20 protein-coding genes are annotated in these 19,782 nt (G+C 73.8%); 9 read left to right on the plus strand and 11 right to left on the minus strand.

From position 1 onward, the window contains the following. Nucleotides 1-81: 81 nt before the first annotated feature. Both GXP71_RS02635 and GXP71_RS02640 read right to left on the minus strand, forming a co-directional pair. Nucleotides 82-585, minus strand: a complete 504-nt coding sequence (locus tag GXP71_RS02635) for a DoxX family protein (RefSeq protein WP_162351384.1) — start codon at nt 583-585, stop codon at nt 82-84. A 12-nt stretch (nt 586-597) separates the two neighbouring features. Next, the gene (locus tag GXP71_RS02640) at nt 598-1,143 is read right to left on the minus strand and encodes a ferritin (RefSeq protein WP_162351385.1); all 546 of its coding nucleotides are present in this window, start codon (nt 1,141-1,143) and stop codon (nt 598-600) included. A 102-nt stretch (nt 1,144-1,245) separates the two neighbouring features. Between GXP71_RS02640 and GXP71_RS02645 the strand changes: the two genes are divergently transcribed. After that, the gene (locus GXP71_RS02645; protein ID WP_162351386.1) at nt 1,246-2,010 is read left to right on the plus strand and encodes a sigma-70 family RNA polymerase sigma factor; all 765 of its coding nucleotides are present in this window, start codon (nt 1,246-1,248) and stop codon (nt 2,008-2,010) included. After that, complete coding sequence (rsrA, locus tag GXP71_RS02650; protein WP_162351387.1) at nt 2,007-2,294, plus strand: mycothiol system anti-sigma-R factor; 288 nt, start codon at nt 2,007-2,009, stop codon at nt 2,292-2,294. The genes GXP71_RS02645 and rsrA overlap by 4 nt, the downstream gene beginning before the upstream one ends. Nucleotides 2,295-2,363: 69 nt before the next feature. Here rsrA and GXP71_RS20620 read toward each other — a convergent pair whose 3' ends face one another. Beyond that, nucleotides 2,364-2,438 carry a 50S ribosomal protein bL37 gene (locus GXP71_RS20620; RefSeq protein WP_370521008.1) on the minus strand — a complete coding sequence of 25 codons (75 nt, stop codon included), beginning with the start codon at nt 2,436-2,438 and terminating at the stop codon, nt 2,364-2,366. A 107-nt stretch (nt 2,439-2,545) separates the two neighbouring features. Between GXP71_RS20620 and GXP71_RS02655 the strand changes: the two genes are divergently transcribed. The 3 genes from GXP71_RS02655 to GXP71_RS02665 all read left to right on the plus strand — a co-directional run bounded on the left by GXP71_RS02655 (nt 2,546) and on the right by GXP71_RS02665 (nt 5,198). After that, nucleotides 2,546-3,634 carry a type IV pilus twitching motility protein PilT gene (locus GXP71_RS02655; protein ID WP_162351388.1) on the plus strand — a complete coding sequence of 363 codons (1,089 nt, stop codon included), beginning with the start codon at nt 2,546-2,548 and terminating at the stop codon, nt 3,632-3,634. A gap of 149 nt (nt 3,635-3,783) precedes the next feature. After that, nucleotides 3,784-4,590 carry a DUF4097 family beta strand repeat-containing protein gene (locus GXP71_RS02660; protein WP_162351389.1) on the plus strand — a complete coding sequence of 269 codons (807 nt, stop codon included), beginning with the start codon at nt 3,784-3,786 and terminating at the stop codon, nt 4,588-4,590. After that, the gene (locus tag GXP71_RS02665; protein ID WP_162354163.1) at nt 4,590-5,198 is read left to right on the plus strand and encodes a PadR family transcriptional regulator; all 609 of its coding nucleotides are present in this window, start codon (nt 4,590-4,592) and stop codon (nt 5,196-5,198) included. The genes GXP71_RS02660 and GXP71_RS02665 overlap by 1 nt, the downstream gene beginning before the upstream one ends. 85 nt (nt 5,199-5,283) lie before the next feature. On the opposite strand, the gene GXP71_RS02670 is transcribed toward GXP71_RS02665, so the two are convergent. Then, nucleotides 5,284-5,877, minus strand: coding sequence for a GDSL-type esterase/lipase family protein (locus GXP71_RS02670; RefSeq protein ID WP_162351390.1), 594 nt, complete (start codon nt 5,875-5,877; stop codon nt 5,284-5,286). Between the two features lie 195 nt (nt 5,878-6,072). Beyond that, nucleotides 6,073-6,246 carry a hypothetical protein gene (locus GXP71_RS02675; protein WP_162351391.1) on the minus strand — a complete coding sequence of 58 codons (174 nt, stop codon included), beginning with the start codon at nt 6,244-6,246 and terminating at the stop codon, nt 6,073-6,075. 94 nt (nt 6,247-6,340) lie between these two features. Between GXP71_RS02675 and GXP71_RS02680 the strand changes: the two genes are divergently transcribed. Then, nucleotides 6,341-7,297, plus strand: a complete 957-nt coding sequence (locus GXP71_RS02680) for a GlxA family transcriptional regulator (RefSeq protein ID WP_162351392.1) — start codon at nt 6,341-6,343, stop codon at nt 7,295-7,297. A gap of 162 nt (nt 7,298-7,459) precedes the next feature. Here GXP71_RS02680 and GXP71_RS02685 read toward each other — a convergent pair whose 3' ends face one another. The 5 genes from GXP71_RS02685 to GXP71_RS02705 form a co-directional block, all read right to left on the minus strand. Then, nucleotides 7,460-11,230, minus strand: coding sequence for a multifunctional oxoglutarate decarboxylase/oxoglutarate dehydrogenase thiamine pyrophosphate-binding subunit/dihydrolipoyllysine-residue succinyltransferase subunit (locus tag GXP71_RS02685; protein WP_162351393.1), 3,771 nt, complete (start codon nt 11,228-11,230; stop codon nt 7,460-7,462). A gap of 263 nt (nt 11,231-11,493) precedes the next feature. Continuing rightward, nucleotides 11,494-12,306, minus strand: a complete 813-nt coding sequence (locus tag GXP71_RS02690) for an ABC transporter permease (protein WP_162351394.1) — start codon at nt 12,304-12,306, stop codon at nt 11,494-11,496. Next, nucleotides 12,306-13,262 (minus strand): ABC transporter ATP-binding protein, encoded by a 957-nt coding sequence (locus GXP71_RS02695; protein ID WP_162351395.1) that lies wholly within the window; start codon nt 13,260-13,262, stop codon nt 12,306-12,308. Before GXP71_RS02695 ends, GXP71_RS02690 begins: the two co-directional genes overlap by 1 nt. A 40-nt stretch (nt 13,263-13,302) precedes the next feature. Further along, complete coding sequence (locus tag GXP71_RS02700) at nt 13,303-14,349, minus strand: HAMP domain-containing sensor histidine kinase (protein ID WP_238402572.1); 1,047 nt, start codon at nt 14,347-14,349, stop codon at nt 13,303-13,305. 38 nt (nt 14,350-14,387) lie between these two features. After that, a complete protein-coding gene (locus tag GXP71_RS02705) occupies nt 14,388-15,158 on the minus strand; it encodes a response regulator transcription factor (protein WP_162354164.1) in 771 nt (256 codons plus the stop codon). 272 nt (nt 15,159-15,430) lie between these two features. Between GXP71_RS02705 and GXP71_RS02710 the strand changes: the two genes are divergently transcribed. Both GXP71_RS02710 and GXP71_RS02715 read left to right on the plus strand, forming a co-directional pair. After that, on the plus strand, nt 15,431-16,756 hold the full coding sequence (locus tag GXP71_RS02710; RefSeq protein ID WP_162351397.1) for a hemolysin family protein: 1,326 nt from the start codon (nt 15,431-15,433) through the stop codon (nt 16,754-16,756). Further along, a complete protein-coding gene (locus GXP71_RS02715) occupies nt 16,753-17,796 on the plus strand; it encodes a hemolysin family protein (protein WP_124343711.1) in 1,044 nt (347 codons plus the stop codon). The genes GXP71_RS02710 and GXP71_RS02715 overlap by 4 nt, the downstream gene beginning before the upstream one ends. Nucleotides 17,797-18,255: 459 nt before the next feature. Here the strand turns inward: GXP71_RS02715 and GXP71_RS02720 are convergent, their stop codons facing one another. Continuing rightward, the gene (locus GXP71_RS02720; RefSeq protein ID WP_162351398.1) at nt 18,256-18,801 is read right to left on the minus strand and encodes a hypothetical protein; all 546 of its coding nucleotides are present in this window, start codon (nt 18,799-18,801) and stop codon (nt 18,256-18,258) included. Here GXP71_RS02720 and GXP71_RS02725 point away from each other — a divergent pair. After that, the gene (locus GXP71_RS02725; RefSeq protein WP_162351399.1) at nt 18,800-19,675 is read left to right on the plus strand and encodes a M15 family metallopeptidase; all 876 of its coding nucleotides are present in this window, start codon (nt 18,800-18,802) and stop codon (nt 19,673-19,675) included. The two genes, GXP71_RS02720 and GXP71_RS02725, sit on opposite strands and share 2 nt — an antisense overlap. The last annotated feature ends 107 nt before the right edge of the window (nt 19,676-19,782 follow it).

Below are 19,782 nucleotides of genomic sequence, written 5' to 3' on the forward strand. Positions count from 1 at the left end.
GGCGCCAGGCTACCGACGACGGTCAGCGCGCCGACCGGAGCGACCACGCCACGGGCACGTCGTGACGGGCGCCCGGCCGCCTCAGTCGTCGGACGCGTGGTGCGCGCGGTGCTGCTGGACGCGCCACGTGAGACCGGGACGGCCCTCGTAGTCGGCTGCGGCGAGCAGCGCGCCCCCGAGGGCGGACACCGCGCGCACGAGCCGCGTGCGGCGCTCGGCCTTGACCACGGGGTCCCGGTCGAGCCCCTTGTCGGGGAGGTTGACGACGACGAGCGGCGCGGTGAGCGCCGCGAGCGCGAGCGCCGCGGTGCGCGGCGCCTTCCCGATCGCGAGCAGCCCGCCGGCGACCGCGAGCGCGGCACCGTGCGCCTGCACGGCGGACCGCAGCTGGCGCTCGGTGAGCTCGAGGCCGAGGACCCCGCGCGTGGCGCCGGCCCCGCGCACGGCCGCGGGCACGCGGGCGTCGACCGTGTCGAGCGCGGCGCGCGCGTGGGCCGCGTGCACGGCGGGGTGGCGCACGACGTCGAGGCCCTCGACGACGAACCAGGTGGCGAACAGGGGTCGGGCGATGCGGCGCAGCAGCACGGGCGCTCCTCCTTACAGGGCACCGCCGGCCGCAGCCGGGGCGTCGGGTGACTCGCCGGAGTCGCCGATGGTCTCCCGGGCGACGAAGTTCTCGAGGTCGAACAGGTTGTCGCCGGCGCGTGTCGCGACGGTGAGCAGCGTGCGGGCGGAGGCGACCTCCTCCACCTGCTCCTTGAGGAACCACTGCAGGAACTGCTCGCCGAGCGCGTCGCTCTCGGCGCGGGCCGCGCGGAAGATCGCCTCGATCTGCTCGGTGACCTGCTGCTCCTGCGTGAGCGCGAGCGCGACCGGCTCCACGACGGACGAGAAGTGGTTGCGGACCGCGCCACCGGGCGGGATCTCCACGTCGAGGTCCCGGTCCAGGAGGTACTGGACGAACATGAGCGCGTGGTTGCGCTCCTCGAGGGCCTGCCGGTAGAAGTGCCGGGCCAGCTGCGGCAGGTCCTGGCCGTCGCACCACACCGCGATCGCGACGTACTGCTGGTGGGCGTCGAACTCGTGCCCGATCTGCTCGCGCAGCAGCCGGAGGAACTCCGAGCCGGTCGACGGTGTCGTCATGTCGGCCACGCTAGTGCGCGAGGGGGCGTCGCGCCGCGAGGGCGGGAGGCGACGCGCCCTGTCGGCGGGAATGCGTCGCGCGTACGTGTCGTTGTGGAGCGCATGAGCCCGACAGTCCAGGCGTCGACCCGTGCGCCCGCCCCCGTCGTGCCCGGCGTCCTCATCGGCTGGGCGGGCGTGCCGTCCACGGACGGTGCCCCCACCGGTGCGACCCCGTCCGCGGGGCTAGGCTCGTGGGCGATGAGCGAGGACACCCACCGCGCACCCGACGCCGAGGACGAGGGCGCCCGGACCGAGCGGTTCGAGGCCGAGGCGCTGGTCTACCTGGACCAGCTGTACGGCGCTGCCCTGCGGATGACGCGCAACCCGGCCGACGCCGAGGACCTGGTGCAGGAGACCTTCACCAAGGCGTTCGCGGCGTTCCACCAGTACCGGCCGGGCACGAACCTCAAGGCGTGGCTCTACCGGATCCTGACGAACACGTACATCAACTCCTACCGCAAGAAGCAGCGCGAGCCGCAGCAGTCGCGGTCGGAGGAGATCGAGGACTGGCAGCTCGCTCGTGCGGAGTCGCACACGTCGAGCGGCCTGCGTTCCGCCGAGGCGGAGGCGCTGGACCACCTCCCGGACTCCGACGTCAAGGACGCGCTCCAGCGCATCCCTGAGGAGTTCCGGATCGCGGTGTACCTCGCCGACGTCGAGGGGTTCGCGTACAAGGAGATCGCCGAGATCATGGGGACGCCGATCGGGACGGTGATGTCCCGGCTCCACCGGGGGCGTGCGCAGCTGCGGGAGCTGCTCACGGACTACGCGCGCGAGCGCGGCCTGGTGGCGACGGCACCCAGCGCGCCGGAGGGTGCTCGATGAGCGAGATGGACGAGTCGGTCACGCAGGTGACCGGCGGGTGCGGCAACAACTGCGAGGACGCGCTGGACCGGCTCTGGGAGTACCTGGACGCCGAGCTGGCCGACGTCGACGCCCAGACGGTGCGGACGCACCTGGCCGAGTGCCAGGGGTGCCTGCACGAGTACGACGTCGACGTCGTCATGAAGCACCTGGTGCGACGCGGCTGCCAGGAGGTGGCACCCGACACGCTGCGGGTCCGCATCCACGAGCAGCTGACGCTGCACCTGCGCTCGCCGCAGCCCTGACGTGCCGAAGGCCCGGTCCCCGCGAGGGGGTCCGGGCCTTCGTGCGTACGGGAGTGTCCCGGCCTGTGCTCAGGCGTTGGGACGCTTGCCGTGGTTCGCGCCGTTGCCCGCTCGGGAACGACGCTTGCGGCCGCGCTTGCTCATGGATCGTCTCCTCGACGTCTGTGCTGGTTGCCCTCCATCGTCCCACATCGCACGAGGACCCCCGACGTCCGCTCAAGTCGACGGGCAATCCGGCCGATAAGGGCTGCGTGACCCAGAGCACGCAGTCCGTCATCCCGTTCCTGCACGCCCTCGCCAGCACGGGCGGCTCCGACCTGCACTGCAAGGTCGGGTCGGCCCCGCGCGTGCGCGTCGACGGGCGGCTGCGCAAGCTGCAGGTGCCGGACCTGCGCCCGTCGGACACCGAGCGGATGCTCGAGGAGGTCCTGCCCGACGACCTGGTGGAGAAGTTCCGCACGACGCACGAGGCCGACTTCGCGTACTCGCTCTCGGGGGTGGGGCGTTTCCGTGTGAACGCGTACCAGGCGCGCGGCACGTACGGCCTCGTGTTCCGGCGGGTCGCCGTGGGCGCCGAGTCCCTCGGGACGCTGGGGCTGCCGGAGGTCGTGGGGGAGCTCGCGCTCGAGCCGCGCGGCCTCGTGCTGGTGACGGGCCCGACGGGGTCCGGCAAGACGACGACGCTCGCGTCGATGGTCGACCTCATCAACACGTACCGCGAGGTCAACATCGTCACGATCGAGGACCCGATCGAGATCCTGCACCACGACAAGAAGGCGATCGTGTCGCAGCGCGAGGTCCGTCAGGACACCGCCGACTTCACGGTCGCGCTGCGCGCCGCGATGCGGCAGGACCCGGACGTGATCCTGGTCGGCGAGATGCGTGACGTGGAGACGGTCCGCGCGGCGCTGTCCGCGGCGGAGACCGGCCACCTGGTGCTGTCGACGCTGCACACGATCGACGCGGCGGAGTCGATCAACCGCGTCGTGGACTTCTTCCCGCCGCACGAGCAGAAGCAGGTGCGCGTGGCACTCGCGCAGGCCCTGCGCGGCATCGTGTCGCAGCGCCTGGTCCGGCGGGCCGACGGGACGGGCCGGCGTGCCGCGGTCGAGGTCATGGTCAACACGGGCCGCACGGCCGAGGTGATCCTCGACCCGATGAGCGGCCCGCCGCTGATCGACCTCATCAAGGACGGCGACTTCTACAAGATGCAGACGTTCGACCAGCACCTGTTCCAGCTGGTCCGGGACGACGTCATCACGTACGAGGAGGCCATGGCGACCTCGACGAACCCGCACGACCTCACCGTGGAGCTGCGGCAGGCGGGCCTCGTGTCCTGACCGCTCCACGACCTGCGTGCCCCCGGCGAGGCGCGCACCCGGCCGACCGGCGGGGTGCGCGCCTTCGTCGTCCCGGGGGTTGCGTGTCGCGACAGACGCGATATAACGTGTTCGACGGAACGAGATATATCGCGAAGAGGAGCAGCAGCATGGCCACCGAGACGTGGGTCGTCGCCCACCCCCAGATCATCGAGGTCGAGCAGGTCGCGGCCCTGCGCGTCCAGCTCGTCGGAGGACGGGTCGACGTCGTCGCCCGCGACGAACCCGGCGCGCGCATCGAGGTGCACGACGTCGAGGGGCGCCCGCTCGAGATCACGCTCGTCGACGGCGAGCTCCGCGTCGGCTACTCGTTCACCCTCAGCGGCTGGGAGGGGTGGCTGGAGAAGGTCCGCAACTTCCGCGACAAGGACCGTGCCGACGTGCACATCGCGGTCCCGCGCGACGTCTACGCCAAGGTCGGCACGGTGAGCGCCGAGGGCCTGCTCGCCGGCACGGTGTCGGACTCGTCGGTGTCGACGGTGTCCGGCTCCCTGGTCGTCGACGGCACCCGCGGCCGGCTGTCGGCCAACACCGTCTCGGGCGAGGTCGTCGTCCGCGACCACGCGGGCGACCTCAAGCTGAACTCGGTGTCGGGTGAGCTCGCGGCGTCCGGCGAGCTGACCCTCGTGCAGGCCAACACCGTGTCGGGCGCGCTCACGCTCGACGTCACCTCCGGGACCTCGTCGCTCACCGCGTCGAGCGTCTCGGGCGACGTGACCGTCCGCCTGCCGTACGGCAAGGGCGTCCAGGTCCGCGCGCAGTCGGTGTCCGGCCGTCTCGTCGTCGACGACGAGGAGTACAAGGGCTCGATGCCCGGCCAGCGCAAGGTCGACCTGCGCACCGGCGACGGCGCGTGCTTCGTGCAGGCGAGCTCGGTCTCCGGCCACATCACGGTGCTGCGCGGGGCCGCGCGATGATGGCTCCGGTGTTCGCGCACGGGCAGCTGCGGCTCTACCTGCTGTCCCTGCTGGAGTCCGGGCCCAAGCACGGGTACGAGCTCATCACCGCGCTGTCGGACCGGTTCGGCGGCACGTACCGCCCGAGCGCCGGCACGATCTACCCGCGCCTCGCCCGGCTCGAGGAGGAGGGCCTTGTCGTCCGCGTCGACCAGGAGCGCAAGAGCACCTACTCGCTGACCGACGCCGGCAGGGCCGAGCTCGCCGCGCGCGAGGCCGACCTCGCCGACCTCGAGGAGGGCATCGCGGACACCGTCCGCGACCGTGCCGCGTCGGTGCGCGCCGACGTCCGGGGCGAGATGCGCGGGCTGCGCGCCGACCTGGCCGCCGCCGCGCAGCAGGCCCGCGCCACGGCCGTGCAGCACCAGCCGCCCGCGCCGACCGACGCGCACGCGGCCTCGCACGTCCGGCGCACCGACGCCGAGGCGATGCTCGGCCGTTTCCGGGACGAGCTGCGCGCCGACCTGCGTCGCGCGGACGCGCAGGGGAAGGTCGAGCAGCTCACGGTCGACACCCTGCGGACCGTCCTCGACACCGCGCTCGCCGCCGTCCGCCAGACGCTGCGCTGAGCAGCGACGACGCCCGCACCCGTCGAGGGGTGCGGGCGTCGTCGCGCGCGGAGCCGGCCCGCGCGTGAGGTGCGCCGGAGGGGCGTCAGGCCGCGTCGTCCGGCAGCCCGAGCCAGGCGTGCCAGCCCGTGTGCAGGACGAGCCAGGCGATGAGGCCGTAGCCGGCCTGACCGGGGAGCACGCCGTTGCCCGTGGCGAGGTCGCCCAGCCACTGGTCGTGGGCCGCGAGCGGCGTGAACGTGTCGACGTACGGCACTCGGCGGCGGGTCGCGACGTCGGCGAACGCGGCCGACAGGTCGGCCAGCTTCTCCGAGTCGGCCGTCGAGCCCGGGGGAGGGCCGACGACGAACGCGGGGATCCGGCGCTGCTCGGCGACGTCGAGGATGTTGGCGAGGTTGAGCCGGGAGCGCGCGAGCGACAGGCCCGCGTCGACGTCGGCGCGGCCGAGCGCCACGACGAGGCGGTTGTCGGCGTCGGCGGAGAGCCGGCGGCCCACCTCGTCCTCCCAGCGGGCGCCGAGCCCGGACGTCGTCTCGCCCGGGACGGCGAGTGTGAGGGCGGTCAACGGCTCCGGGCTGGGGGTGCGGGCGACGACGCGGCCGACCCAGCCGAGCCCCTTCGGGTCGCCGACGCCGGCGGCCAGCTCGTCACCGACCACCGCCAGCCGCAGCTCGCCCACCGTGCCCTCGCCTTCGCCGTCGTGCGGCGCCCGCGGCACCGTCCCGCGGACATTCTCTCAGGGCGGGGGCGCCGGACGCGGCTCATCGGTGGGCCTGTCGCCCGACGGGGTGCGGGTGGGGGTCGACGGCGACGGGGCGGCGACGCCGGCGGTGGACCCGTGTCGCCGCCCCTGCGGGTGGTGAGCGCCGCGGCGTCAGCCGGCGACGCGGAACGGCTCGGAGGGGAGGTCCGACGTCGCGTCGGACCAGTCGGCGTGCGACGACGGCGGCGGCGTGGTGCCGAGACCGTCCCCGCGGACGGCCAGGACGAGGCGGGTGACCCACCACGCCGCGGCGGCGAGTGCGACGAGGATCCAGAGAGTGGTCATGGCAGAAATTCTCCGACCATCGAAGTCGCGCCACGAGTGGCAGGACCGACGATGACCGTTGAGTTTCCGCCACGCCTGTGGGGATACTGGCGGCATGCTCCGTTCCGTCGCCGCGATCGTCCTGCCGAACACGGCCCCCTTCGAGCTCGGCGTCACCTGCGAGGTGTTCGGGATCGACCGCACCGACACCGGCGGCCCGCGCTTCGACTTCACGGTGTGCGCCCCGGAGCCCGGGCTCGTCACCACCAAGGCGGGGTTCTCGCTGCTCGTCGAGCACGGGCTCGACGCCGCCGACGACGTCGACCTCGTCGTGATGACGGCCTACGGCGAGCCCACGCAGGTCCCGGACGCGGTCCTCGACACGCTGCGCCGCGCCCACGACCGGGGTGCCTGGGTCATGAGCATCTGCAGCGGCGCGTTCGCGCTCGGCGAGGCCGGGCTGCTCGACGGCCGCCGTTGCACGACGCACTGGATGTACACCACCGAGCTCGCGCGCCGGTTCCCCGCCGCCGTCATCGACCCCGCCGTGCTGTACGTCGACGACGACCGCGTCATCACGAGCGCCGGGACCGCCGCGGGGATCGACGCCGCGCTGCACCTCGTGCGCCGTGAGCTCGGCGCCGCGATGGCCGCCGCCGTCGCGCGGCGCATGGTCGTGCCGCCGCACCGCGACGGGGGCCAGGCGCAGTACGTCGACACGCCGCTGCCGTGCGACGCCGACACGCTCGCCCCGCTGCTCGCGTGGATGGTCGAGAACCTCGACCAGGAACTCACCGTCCCCGACCTCGCCGCCCGCGCGTTCGTCTCCGAGCGGACCTTCGCGCGCCGCTTCAAGTCGGAGACCGGCACGACGCCCGCCGCGTGGATCACCCGCCAGCGGCTCGTGCGCGCACAGGAGATGCTCGAGCGCTCCGACGCGACCGTCGAGGAGATCGCCCGGCTGTGCGGCTTCGGCACCGCCGCCGTCCTGCGCCACCACTTCGCACGCACCCTCGGCACGAGCCCGCAGGCCTACCGCCGGACGTTCGGCGTCGACGTCCCGGTCGGCTGACGCCCGGCCCACCGACGCCCGGCCCACCGACGCCCGACCTGCCGACGCCCGGCGTGCCCACGCCCGGCCTGCCGACGCCCGGCCCGCCGGCGCTCCGCGCACGACGAACCCCCCGGCACCTTCCGAGGAAGGGCCGGGGGGTTCGTGTCGTCCTCAGGGACGTCAGCGCGCGAACGCCTGCTCGAGGAGCCGCGCCTGCTGCGCCTGGTGCTGCTTGGCGGACCCGGCGGCCGGCGACGCCGACTCCGGGCGGGACACGACCCGCAGCTCGCGGCCGATGAGCTGCGGCAGGTGCGTCGACAGGTAGGTCCACGGGCCCTGGTTGCGCGGTTCGTCCTGCACCCACACGAGCTCGGCGTCGCCGTACGGCGCGAGCGCCTCGCGGACCGCGTCCTCGTCGAGCGGGTAGAGCTGCTCGAACCGCACGATCGCGGTGTGCTCGTCGCCGGTCTTGACGCGCTCGGCCAGGAGGTCCCAGTAGACCTTGCCCGAGCACAGGACCACGCGGGTCACCTGGCCGGCCTTGGCCGCGGCGAGGTCGTCGCCGATCACCGGGCGGAACGTGCCGGTCGTGAAGTCCTCGACCGCCGACGACGCGGCCTTGAGGCGCAGCATCGACTTGGGCGTGAAGACCACGAGCGGCTTGCGCGGGCGGTGGTACGCCTGACGACGCAGCAGGTGGAAGTGCGACGCGGGCGTCGACGGCTGCGCGATGACCATGTTGTCCTCGGCGGCCATCTGGAGGAACCGCTCGATGCGCGCCGACGAGTGGTCGGGCCCCTGGCCCTCGTAGCCGTGGGGGAGCAGCAGCACGACGGACGACCGCTGGCCCCACTTCTGCTCGGCGGAGGAGATGAACTCGTCGATGACGGTCTGCGCGCCGTTCACGAAGTCGCCGAACTGCGCCTCCCACAGCACGAGCGCGTCCGGGCGCTCGACGGAGTAGCCGTACTCGAACCCGAGGGCCGCGTACTCCGACAGCGAGGAGTCGTAGACCCAGAACTTCGCCTGGTCCGCGGAGAGGTAGAGCAGCGGCGTCCACTCGGCGCCGGTCTCGCGGTCGTGGAACACGGCGTGCCGCTGCACGAACGTGCCGCGCCGCGAGTCCTGGCCCGCGAGGCGCACGGGCGTGCCCTCGACGAGCAGCGAGCCGAACGCGAGCAGCTCGCCGAAGCCCCAGTCGATGCCGCCGTCGCGCGACATCTGCTCGCGCTTGTTGAGCAGCTGCTGCAGCTTGGGGTGGACGGTGAAGCCCTCCGGCGGGCGCACGTGCGCCTTGCCGATGCGCTCGAGCGTGCCGCGGTCGACCGCGGTCTTCCAGCCGACCATGATCCCGGCGTCCTCGAGCTGCGACTCCGGGCGCTCGAGGCCGGCGACGGCCTCGGCCTCGGCGGGCGGCGGCGTCCAGCCGTCCTCGCGCGTCTCCGCGAACACGCGCTCGAGCTGCTGCTGGTAGTCCTGCAGCGCCTGCTCGGCCTCGGTCAGGGAGATGTCGCCGCGTGCGACCAGCGCCTCGGTGTAGATCTTGCGGACCGAGCGCTTGGCCTCGATGAGGTTGTACATGAGCGGCTGCGTCATCGACGGGTCGTCGCCCTCGTTGTGACCGCGGCGGCGGTAGCACAGCATGTCGATGACGACGTCGCGGTCGAACTGCTCGCGGTACTCGAACGCGAGCTCGGCGACGCGGACGCACGCCTCGGGGTCGTCGCCGTTCACGTGGAACACCGGGACCTGGAGGCCCTTGACCACGTCGGTCGCGTACTGCGACGAGCGCGACGACGACGGGCCCGTCGTGAAGCCGACCTGGTTGTTGATGATGACGTGGATCGTGCCGCCCGTGCGGTACCCGCGCAGCTGCGCCAGGTTGAGCGTCTCGAAGACCACGCCCTGGCCCGCGAAGGCCGCGTCGCCGTGCACGAGGATCGGCAGGACGGAGAAGCCGTCGCCGCCGAGGTCGATGCGGTCCTGCTTGGCGCGCACGATGCCCTCGAGGACCGGGTCGACGGCCTCCAGGTGCGATGGGTTCGCGGCGAGGTAGACCTGCGTGGTCGCACCCGACTCGGCCGTGAAGGTGCCCTCGGTGCCGAGGTGGTACTTCACGTCGCCCGAGCCCTGGACCGACTTCGGGTCCTGGTTGCCCTCGAACTCGCTGAAGATCTGCGCGTACGACTTGCCCGCGATGTTCGCGAGCACGTTGAGCCGGCCGCGGTGCGCCATGCCGATGCCGACCTCGTCGAGGCCCGCGTTGGCGGCCTTCGACAGGATCGCGTCGAGCAGCGCGATGACGGACTCGCCGCCCTCGAGCGAGAAGCGCTTCTGGCCGACGTACTTGGTCTGCAGGAACGTCTCGAACGCCTCGGCGGCGTTGAGGCGACGCAGGATGCGCAGCTGGTCCTCGCGCGGCGTCCGGGCGTAGCCGGACTCCAGGCGCTCCTGGAGCCAGCGGCGCTGGCGCGGGTCCTGCAGGTGCATGTACTCCACACCGATGCTGCGGCAGTAGGAGTCGCGCAGCAGGCCGAGCACGTCGCGCAGGCGCGCACGCGGCTTGCCGGTGAACCCGCCCGTCGGGAACGTGCGGTCGAGGTCCCACAGCGTGAGGCCGTGGTTCTGCACGTCGAGGTCGGGGTGCTTGCGCTGGCGGTAGGCGAGCGGGTCGGTGTCCGCCATGAGGTGCCCGCGCGAGCGGTACGCGTGGACGAGCTCACCGATGCGGGCGGGCTTCATGGCCTCGTCGTCGGGGTCGTTCGACGTGTCGCGGACCCACCGGACGGGCTCGTAGGGGACGCGCAGCGCCGCGAAGACGCGGTCGTAGAACCCGTCCTCGCCGAGCAGCTTGCGGCCGAGGATGCGCAGGAAGTCGCCGGACTGCGCGCCCTGGATGATGCGGTGGTCGTAGGTGCTCGTGAGCGTGAGGACCTTCGAGACGCCCATCGCGTTGAGGCGGTCCTCGGACATGCCCGCGAACTCCGCGGGGTACTCCATCGCGCCGACGCCGACGATCGTGCCCTGGCCCTGCATGAGGCGCGGGACCGAGTGGACCGTGCCGATCGTGCCCGGGTTGGTGAGCGAGATCGTCGTGCCCGCGAAGTCGTCGACCGCGAGCTTGTTGCCGCGCGCCCGGCGCACGACGTCCTCGTACGCGTTCCAGAACTGCGCGAAGTCGAGCGTGTCCGCCTTCTTGATCGACGGCACGAGGAGCTGGCGGGTGCCGTCGGGCTTCGCGAGGTCGATCGCGATGCCGAGCGCGACGTGCGCGGGCTGCAGGACGCCGGGCTTGCCGTCGACGAGCGTGTACGCCGCGTTCATGGCCGGCATGTCGGCGAGCGCCTCGACGAGCGCGTAGCCGATGAGGTGCGTGAACGACACCTTGCCGCCGCGGCCGCGGGCCAGGTGGTTGTTGATGACGATGCGGTTGTCGACCATGAGCTTGGCCGGCACGGCGCGCACCGACGTCGCGGTCGGGACCTCGAGCGAGGCCTCCATGTTGGTCACGACGCGCGCCGCCGGGCCGCGGAGCTTCTGCACGTCGTCGCCGGACTCGGCGGCCTCGATGCGGGTCGGGCGCTGCGCGACCTGCGCGTACGGCGCGGTCGCCGGCTGCGCGGTCGCGATCGGCGACGTGATGGCGGGCGGCTCGGTTGTCCCGGTCGGTGCGGGCGCCGCGGGGGCGCTCACCGCCGGCGGGGCTGCGGGGGCCGGGGACGGCAGGGGCGTCTGCGGGGCGGGGGCCGGCGGGGCGGCCTCCGGGGCCGGCGACCCGTTGGACCCGCTCGGGGTCTCGGTCTCGCCGGGCTTGTAGCCCTCGAAGAAGTCCCACCACGCGGGGTCCACCGCGTTCCGGTCCTGCTTGAACTGCTCGTACAGCTCGTCCACGAGCCACTCGTTCGCGCCGAAGTCGGCACGGGTCGAGTCAGGCTCCGCCTTCTGGGTCACGCTGGGATCGCCCACTTCCGCTGCGGTTCGTGACCGCGTCGTCGCCGGATCTGTTGATGACAACATTACGGCCTGTCGGCGCCGCGGCCCGGTCGGGGGACGGGGTGGCGGACGATCTGCCGACCGTCTTCACCTGGTCGGCACACGAGGGTCAACGGCGGGCAACGCCGCCGTCGGTGCGGGCTCAAGCCGAGGTCGCCGCGAGACCTGCGGAGGTCATGGCTTGGCCCGCTCCCGACAGCATGCGAGACGGGCGGATCCCGTCAGGTGATATCGCGGCGGAACGTCGTGAACCGGCCGATCGCCGCGAAGAGCAGCGCGTACCCGATCAGCACGGCGGCACCCTGCGCCGGGCCGAGCAGCTGGGTCGCCCCCATCTCCGCGTACAGGCTCCCGCCGGACAGCGCCTCGGCCGCGGCGCCGGGGAAGAACCGCGCGATGCCGTCACCCCACGACGTGGCGGCGAGCCCGAACCGCAGCAGCGGCTCGAGGAACTGCGTGAAGGCGAGGATCACGACGATGGCCGCGACCTGGTTGGTGAGGATGCTGCCGAACCCGACGCCGACGACGGCCCACAGTGCCAGCGCCACCGCGGACAGCGCCAGCACCCGCCACGTCGACGCGAGGTCGAGGTACGTCGGCTGGCCCGCGAGGGACACGACGAGCGCACCGGCGCCCGCCACGGTCGCCGTGCCCACGACACCGAAGACGAGGCCGAGCGCCGCGCCGGCCAGCAGCTTGGCGCCGAGCACGACGCTGCGTCGCGGCTCGGCGAGCAGGGTCGGCGTGATCGTCTGGTGGCGGAACTCCGTGGTGACGGCGAGGGTGCCCACGACGAGCGGGAAGGTGTAGCCGAGCGTGACGGCGATCGTGTAGACGGTGCGGACGATCGCGTCGGGCGGCAGGGGGCCGCCGCCCTCGCCGCCCGGGACGGTGCCCATGTCGCCGCCCTGCGTGACGACGAACGCCATGACGGGGGCGATGAACGCCATGTAGCCGACCATCGCGAGCAGCAGGACCCACCACAGGCGGGTCGTGACGAGCTTGCGGTACTCGGTCCTCAGCGCCGCGCCCATCAGGCCGCCACCTCCGGGTGCGTCGTGGCGGCCGGCGTCGCGACCATGTCGAGGAACAGCCCTTCCAGGCCGGCGTTCCGCGTGCTCAGCTCGTGCAGCTCGAGCCCTGCCGCGAACGCCGCGGCGCCGACCGTCGCGGCGTCGACGTCGACGAGGTCCACCTCGTGCCCGCCGGTCGTCGCGTGGTCGGTGCGCGTCCAGCCGGCACCGGTGACGAGCGCGGTGAGGCCGGCGGCGTCGGGTGAGGTCACGTGGACCTGCGGGCGGGCGAGGCGGACCAGGTCGGTGAGCGGGGAGGCGTGCACCAGGCGGCCGCGGGCGATGATCACGACGTCGTCGACGGTCTGCTCGACCTCCGACAGGACGTGGCTCGAGACGAGGACGGTGCGCCCCTCGGCGGCCAGGGCCCGCAGGAACACGCGCAGCCAGCGGATGCCCTCGGGGTCGAGGCCGTTCGCGGGCTCGTCGAGCAGCAGGACGGGCGGGTCGCCGAGCAGCGTCGTGGCGAGCGCGAGCCGCTGGCGCATGCCGAGCGAGAAGCCGCCGACGCGGCGGTCCGCGGCACCGCCGAGCCCCACGAGGTCGAGGACCTCGCTCGCGCGCACGTCGGGCACGCCGACCTGCGGCGCGTAGGTGCGCAGGTGGTCGAGCGCGGTGCGGCCGGGGTGGAAGCTCGACGCCTCCAGGGCGGCGCCGACGGTGCGCAGCGGGCGCGGGAGGCGGTGGTACGGGCGGCCGCCGATCGTGGCGGTCCCGGCAGTCGGGCGCACGAGCCCGAGCAGCATGCGCAGCGTCGTCGTCTTGCCGGCGCCGTTCGGGCCGAGGAACCCGGTCACGCGGCCGGGGTGCACCTCGAAGGTCAGGTCGTCGACCGCCCGGACGGGTCCGAAGGTCTTCGACAGGTGGGAGACCGCGATCACGCGGTCGTGGCTCGGCAGAGGGGTCGTCGTGGCCATGACGCGACCCTACTGTTCTAACGCGACTAGAACAATGGATTCAGGCGGGGCGTGTCCGCGGCGTCGCCGCACGGCCCGGGAGCGTCACGCGCATCGTGCAGCCCGGACCCTCGTCCGCGACCTCGATCCGGCCGCCGTGCAGGTCGACCGCCCAGCGCACGATCGCCAGCCCGAGCCCGGTGCCGCCCGTCGAGCCCTGCCCGGTGATCGCCGGGGTGTTGCCGCGCACGAACCGCTCGAACACGTGCGCCCGCTGCTCGGGCGCGATGCCGGGACCGTGGTCCACGACGTCGATGCGGACGTCCGTGCCGACGCGCGACGCGACCAGCAGCACCTCGTCGTCGGGCGGCGAGTGCCGGACCGCGTTGTGCAGCAGGTTCGCGACGACCTGGTGCAGCCGTTCGGGGTCCGCCTGGACCGCGAGGTCCTCGGGCTCGACGCGCACCGGGAAGCGCAGCCGCTTCGTCGATCCCACGAGCGCCGCGCCGTCCGCGGCCTCGTGCAGGAAGTCGTCGAGCCGGACCTCCTCGATCTGCAGCGGCACGTCGCCGGCCTCCAGGCGGGACAGGTCGAGCAGGTACGTGACGAGCCGCCCCAGGCGCTCGGTCTGCGCGAGCGCCGCCTGCATCGTCACCGGGTCGGGCTCGCTCACGCCGTCGACGATGTTCTCCAGCTGCGCCTGCAGCGCCGTCACCGGGGTGCGCAGCTCGTGCGCGACGTTCGCGACCAGCTCGCGCCGGAACGTGTCCGCCTGCTCGAGGTCGTCCGACATCGTGTTGAACGCCTCGGCGAGCTGCCCGACCTCGTCGTTGCTCGTCGCCTGCACCCGCTGGCTGTAGTCGCCGTCCGCCATCCGGCCCGCCGCGTGCGTCATCTCCCGCAGCGGTGACGTCATGCCGCGCGCGAGCAGCTGCGTCACGACGAGCGACAGCGCGATCGCGATCGGCAGCGTGCGGCTCGGACCCAGGTGGAACTGCGACAGGCCGACCCAGGTGATGAACGAGGCCAGCGCGACCGACGCCGCCACGAGCACGCCGAGCTTGATCTTGATCGAGCGGAACCGGTCCAGCGGGCGGACGTCCGGCAACCGAGACCTCCCCTCGCCGCGCACGTGACGCGGCGCGCTCACGACCCCTCGGACCTCGCCGTCGAGCCCTCGTCCGCGGGCTCGAACGCGTAGCCGACGCCGTGCACCGTGCGGATCAGGTCGGCGCCGAGCTTGCGGCGCAGCGCCTTCACGTGCGAGTCGACCGTGCGCGTGCCGCTCGCGTCGACCCAGTCCCACACCTCCGCGAGCAGCCGCTCGCGCGTGAGCACCGTGCGCGACGAGTTCGCGAGCGCGACCAGCAGGTCGAACTCGGTAGGCGTGAGGTGGACCTCCTGGTCACCACGCTGCACGCGGCGCTGCGCGCGGTCGATCGAGACGTCGCCGATCACGAGCGGCGGGTCGGGCGTCGTCGCGACCGCGATCTCGGCGGCACGTGCGGCGCGCTCCTGACGGCGCAGCAGCGCCTTCGTGCGGGCGACGAGCTCGCGCATCGAGAACGGCTTCGTCATGTAGTCGTCCGCGCCGACGCCCAGGCCGACGAGCATGTCCGTCTCGTCGTCGCGCGCGGTCAGCATGAGGACGGGCACCGGGCGCTCGGCCTGGATCTGACGGCACACCTCGAGGCCGTCGATGCCCGGCAGCATGATGTCGAGGACCACGACGTCGGGGCGCACGCGCGTCGCGGCGGCGACGCCCGACGGGCCGTCGGCGGCGGCCTCGACGCGCCACCCCTCGGCGGAGAAGCGGTGCGCGATCGCCTGCGCGATGGCCGGCTCGTCCTCGACCACGAGGACGGTCGTCGCGGCACCTCCGGACGGCGCGGGCGGCTGCGCACCGCTGCTGTTCATCATGAGGTCAGCGTGGCACAGCCACCCTTCCCGCACCCGGAACCTCGGCGGGGGAGCCGGGGGGAAGACGTGTCGGAGCGGTGCAGGAAGAGTCGCCGGGCGCACCCGGCGCACCCGCGGGACGGACCGTAGGATGTCGCCACCATGAGCGGCTCAAGTAGCTGCCGGCGACCCCCGCGGGCCGACCAGCCCGGTGGTGACGGCGCCGGCCTCCCCGTCCCGTCCGTCCCGCCCGTCGACCCGCCGCCCCTCGCACCCCCGGGCGGTGACCCGTGCTGACCGAGTGGCTCCTCGTGGGCCTCGGCGTGCTCCTCACGCTCGGCACCGCGGTGTTCGTCGCCGCCGAGTTCTCGCTCGTCACGCTCGACCCCGGCGTCGTCGACAAGCAGACCGCACCCGACGACCGGCGCGGGCAGTCCGTCGTCAAGGCGCTGCGACGGCTGTCGACCGAGCTGTCCGGCGCGCAGGTCGGCATCACGATCACCACCATCCTGCTCGGCTACACGACGCAGCCCGCGGTCGTGCGCCTGCTCGGCGGGCCGCTCGAGTCGTCGCCGCTCGGCCGGGTGATCGGCGGCGCGCTCGCAGGACTGCTCGCGATCGTGCTGGTCAACGGCTTCTCGATGGTGGTCGGCGAGCTCATCCCGAAGAACTTCGCGATCAGCCGCCCGCTCGGGACCGCGCGCGCCGTCGCCCCGCTCCAGCGCGGGTTCACCACGACGCTGCGACCGCTCATCTCGCTGTTCAACGGCAGCGCGAACGCGATCCTGCGGCGCGTGGGCGTCGAACCGCGCGAGGAGCTCGCCGGCGGACGCTCGCCGCAGGAGCTCGCCGCGCTCGTCCGGCGGTCCGCCGAGGTCGGGACGCTCGACGAGTCGACCGCGACGCTGCTCATCAACTCCGTCGAGTTCTCCGAGCTCACCGCCGTCGACGTCATGACCGACCGCGGGCGGCTCGTGCTCGTGCGCCGCGACGAGGACTCCGCCGCCGACGTGATCGCGCTCGCCCGCACGAGCGGGCACTCCCGGTTCCTCGTCATCGGCGACTCCGCCGACGACGTCGTCGGGCTCGTGCACCTGCGTCGCGCCGTCGCCGTGCCCTACGAGAAGCGCGCCGAGGTCCCGGCCGCGGCGCTCATGGTCGACGTGCCGCGCGTCCCCGAGACCGTGCACCTCGGACCCCTGCTCGTCGAGCTGCGGCAGGGCGGGCAGCTCGCGGTCGTCGTCGACGAGTACGGCGGCACCTCGGGCGTCGTCACGCTCGAGGACGTCGTCGAGGAGCTCGTCGGGGACGTCGCCGACGAGCACGACCGACGACGGCAGTCCGCCGCGCAGTCCGCGGACGGCTCCTGGCTGCTCGCGGGTGTCCTGCGGCCCGACGAGCTCGCCGAGGTCACCGGCCTGCGGGTGCCCGAGGACGGCCCGTACGAGACCCTCGGCGGCCTGCTCATGTACGTGCTCGGCCGGATCCCCGAGCAGGGCGACGAGATCGTCGTCGACCGCGTCCGCCTCGCCGTCGACCGCATGGCCGGCCGGCGCGTCGAGCGCGTCCGGGTCCAGGCCGTCGCGACGGGCGAGGACGAGGAGGCCGACGCGTGAGCAGCAACCTCGCCCTCCTGGTCGGCGCGCTCCTGCTCGCCGGCAACGCGTTCTTCGTCGGCGCGGAGTTCGCGATCATCTCCGCGCGGCGCAGCCAGGTCGAGCCGCTCGCCGAGGCCGGCGACCGCCGCGCGCGCACCGTGCTGTGGGCGATGGAGCACGTCTCCCTGATGCTCGCGTGCGCGCAGCTCGGCATCACGGTGTGCTCGACGAGCCTCGGCGTCGTCGCCGAGCCGGCGCTCGCGCACCTCATCGAGGACCCGCTGCACGCGCTCGGCGTGAGCGAGGACCTCACGCACCCCATCGCGTTCGTGCTGGCCCTCGCGATCGTCGTGTACCTGCACGTCGTGCTCGGCGAGATGGTGCCCAAGAACCTCGCGGTCGCCGGACCCGAGCGCGCCGTCCTGATGTTCGGCCCGCCGCTCGTCTGGATCGCGCGCATGGTCCGGCCTGTCATCGCCGCGCTCAACTGGCTCGCCAACCACGCGCTGCGGCTGGCCGGGGTCGAGCCGAAGGACGAGGTGTCGTCGGCGTTCACCGCGCAGGAGGTGCACTCGATCGTCGAGCGGTCGCAGGCCGAGGGGCTGCTCGAGGACGAGCAGGGCCTGCTCGCGGGCGCGCTCGAGTTCTCGGACCGGACGGCGGGCGACGTCATGGTGCCCGTCGACTCCCTCGTCACCGTGGGGCCGGGCGGGACCCCCGAGGAGGTCGAGCGGCTCGTCGCACGTACCGGGTACAGCCGGTTCCCCGTGCTCGACGACGACGGCCACCCCGCGGGCTACCTGCACCTCAAGGACGTGCTCTACGCCGACGCGGACGCCCGCCAGGTGCCGGTGCCGACGTGGCGCGTGCGCGCGCTCGCGGTCGTCGCGCCGGGGGACGAGGTCGAGGACGCGCTCGCCGCGATGCAGCGGTCCGGGGCGCACCTCGCGCGCGTCGACGACGACGGTCGGACGGTCGGCGTCGTCTTCCTCGAGGACATCCTCGAGGAGCTCGTCGGCGAGGTCCGTGACGCCATGCAGCGCGGCCAGGCGTTCTGATCCGACCCGGACGCCGGTCCGGGCCGGATGCGGCGCTGACCTGTGGGTCTGGTCACCCGGTGGCGCAGATCCGCCCGATGTGCACCGCGTGTCGCCGTGCGCAGGCCCTGGACGGCTGTCCAGGGGGCTTGGAAGCGCGACCGCGACCCGTTATGGTTTCGTGACCGCGGTCGCCGGAGCCGCCCCGAGAGGGACGCCTCCCCGGCCGCGGACGTCCGCCAGCGTGGACCGAGCGAGTGGAGGTGTCGTGGGGCCCGAGCACAACGAGGCGACCCCCCGGCCGACCCGTCGCAGCCTCCGTGAGGCCGAGCGTCGCGCCGCCGAGCAGACGTCCACCGCCGTGCTCACGCCCCCGGGCGTCCCCGTGACCTCCGCCCCGCAGCCCGCCGGACCTGCGCTCCCGTCGTGGAGCCAGCCGCGGCCCGACGGCGGGTCCGCCCAGCCGGCCCCGCGCTCGACCTACGGGGTCGCCGCGACCGCACGGACCTCTCCCGCGTCCAGCGCCCCCCGCGCGACGCTGCCCGCGCCGGGCTCGCGCACGACGCTCCCCGCGCCCGGTCCGCGCACGACGGTGCCCGCGCCCGGCTCGCGTACGACGATGCCCGCGCCCGGTACGCGCACGACGATGCCCGCATCTGGCTCGCGCACCACGCCGCCCGCACCCGGTTCCCGCCTGACGGCGCCCGCGCCACGGACGGCCACGCCGGCGACCGGTGCCGGAGCGCGCGCCGCGTCGCCGCGGGTCCCCGCGAACCCCGGCCCGTCCTGGACCGCGTCCGCGCCCACGACGTCGGCACCCTCCTCGCGGCCCTTCTCGCCCGCCGCCGCGCCGCAGGCGCCCGTCGCCCGGCCGGACGTCGTGGCCGAGAAGCGCGCGCCGCACGCGACCGAGCCCGGCGCGACGGCCGCCCACCCGCGCCCCGCGCCCGCACCGGCGTGGTCGGCGCTCGCCTCCACCGCGTCGTCCGCTCCCGCCGCCCGGTCCGCCGTCGAGACGACCGTCATGGCACCGCTGCCGCTCGACGACGAGCCCGAGCCCGCCGCCCCCTGGGCCTCGGCGCGCGCGGCCGCCGTCGCCACGGAGACCGAGGCCGACGTCGAGCGACCGATCCGCTCGCGCACCGCGACGGTCCGCCCGACCGACCGCCACCCGGCCCGGATGCCGCGCCTCGCGGTCCGCCTCGGGGTCCTCGGTGCGCTCGCCGGCGTCACCGTCGTCATCCCGACCGTCAGCCAGGGTGCGCTCGAGGGGGTCGGCGTGCCGGGCTCCGACTCGCGCGCGGCCGAGGAGTCCCTGCCCGACACCGTCTCGGCGCTCACCGCGTCGTCGCTGTCGATCCTCCCGCCGTCGTCCCTCGTCTCGGCCGACGGCGCGCTCGCCGCCCGTGAGGCCGCGGGCACGAGCCGCACCGAGATCCGCTCCGCGCTCCCCGGCTGCGACGGCACCGACCGGCCCGCGGGGGAGAACGGCCTGCTCCGGACGGCCGACCTGTGCACCCTGTGGGACGGGCACACGCAGCTCCGGGCGGACGCAGCCGTCTCGCTCGCGGAGTTCAACCAGGCGTTCGTCGCGCGGTTCGGCGGCGACCTGTGCCTCAGCTCCGGCTACCGGTCGCTCGCGCAGCAGCGTGTGGTGAAGGCGCAGAAGGGTGGCCTCGCCGCTGCCCCCGGCAAGAGCAACCACGGCTGGGGGCTGGCCGTCGACCTCTGCCAGACGCAGACGTCGGGTGCCAAGTGGGCGTGGATCCTCGACAACGGGCCGGCGTTCGGCTGGGAGAACCCGGCGTGGGCCAAGCGCGGCGGCAGCGGACCGTTCGAGCCGTGGCACTGGGAGTACGCGAAGGGTGTCCAGGAGGACGGCGAGTACTACGGCCGCTGACCCGGCCGTCCGTGGTGCGCTGCTGACCTGCCCGCTCCACCGCTGACCTGCCCGCTCCACCGCTGATTCCCGCTCCACCGCTGGCCCGCTCCACCGCTGACCTGCCC

This window comes from Cellulomonas sp. H30R-01, assembly GCF_010119915.1.
Lineage (GTDB): Bacteria > Actinomycetota > Actinomycetes > Actinomycetales > Cellulomonadaceae > Cellulomonas > Cellulomonas algicola.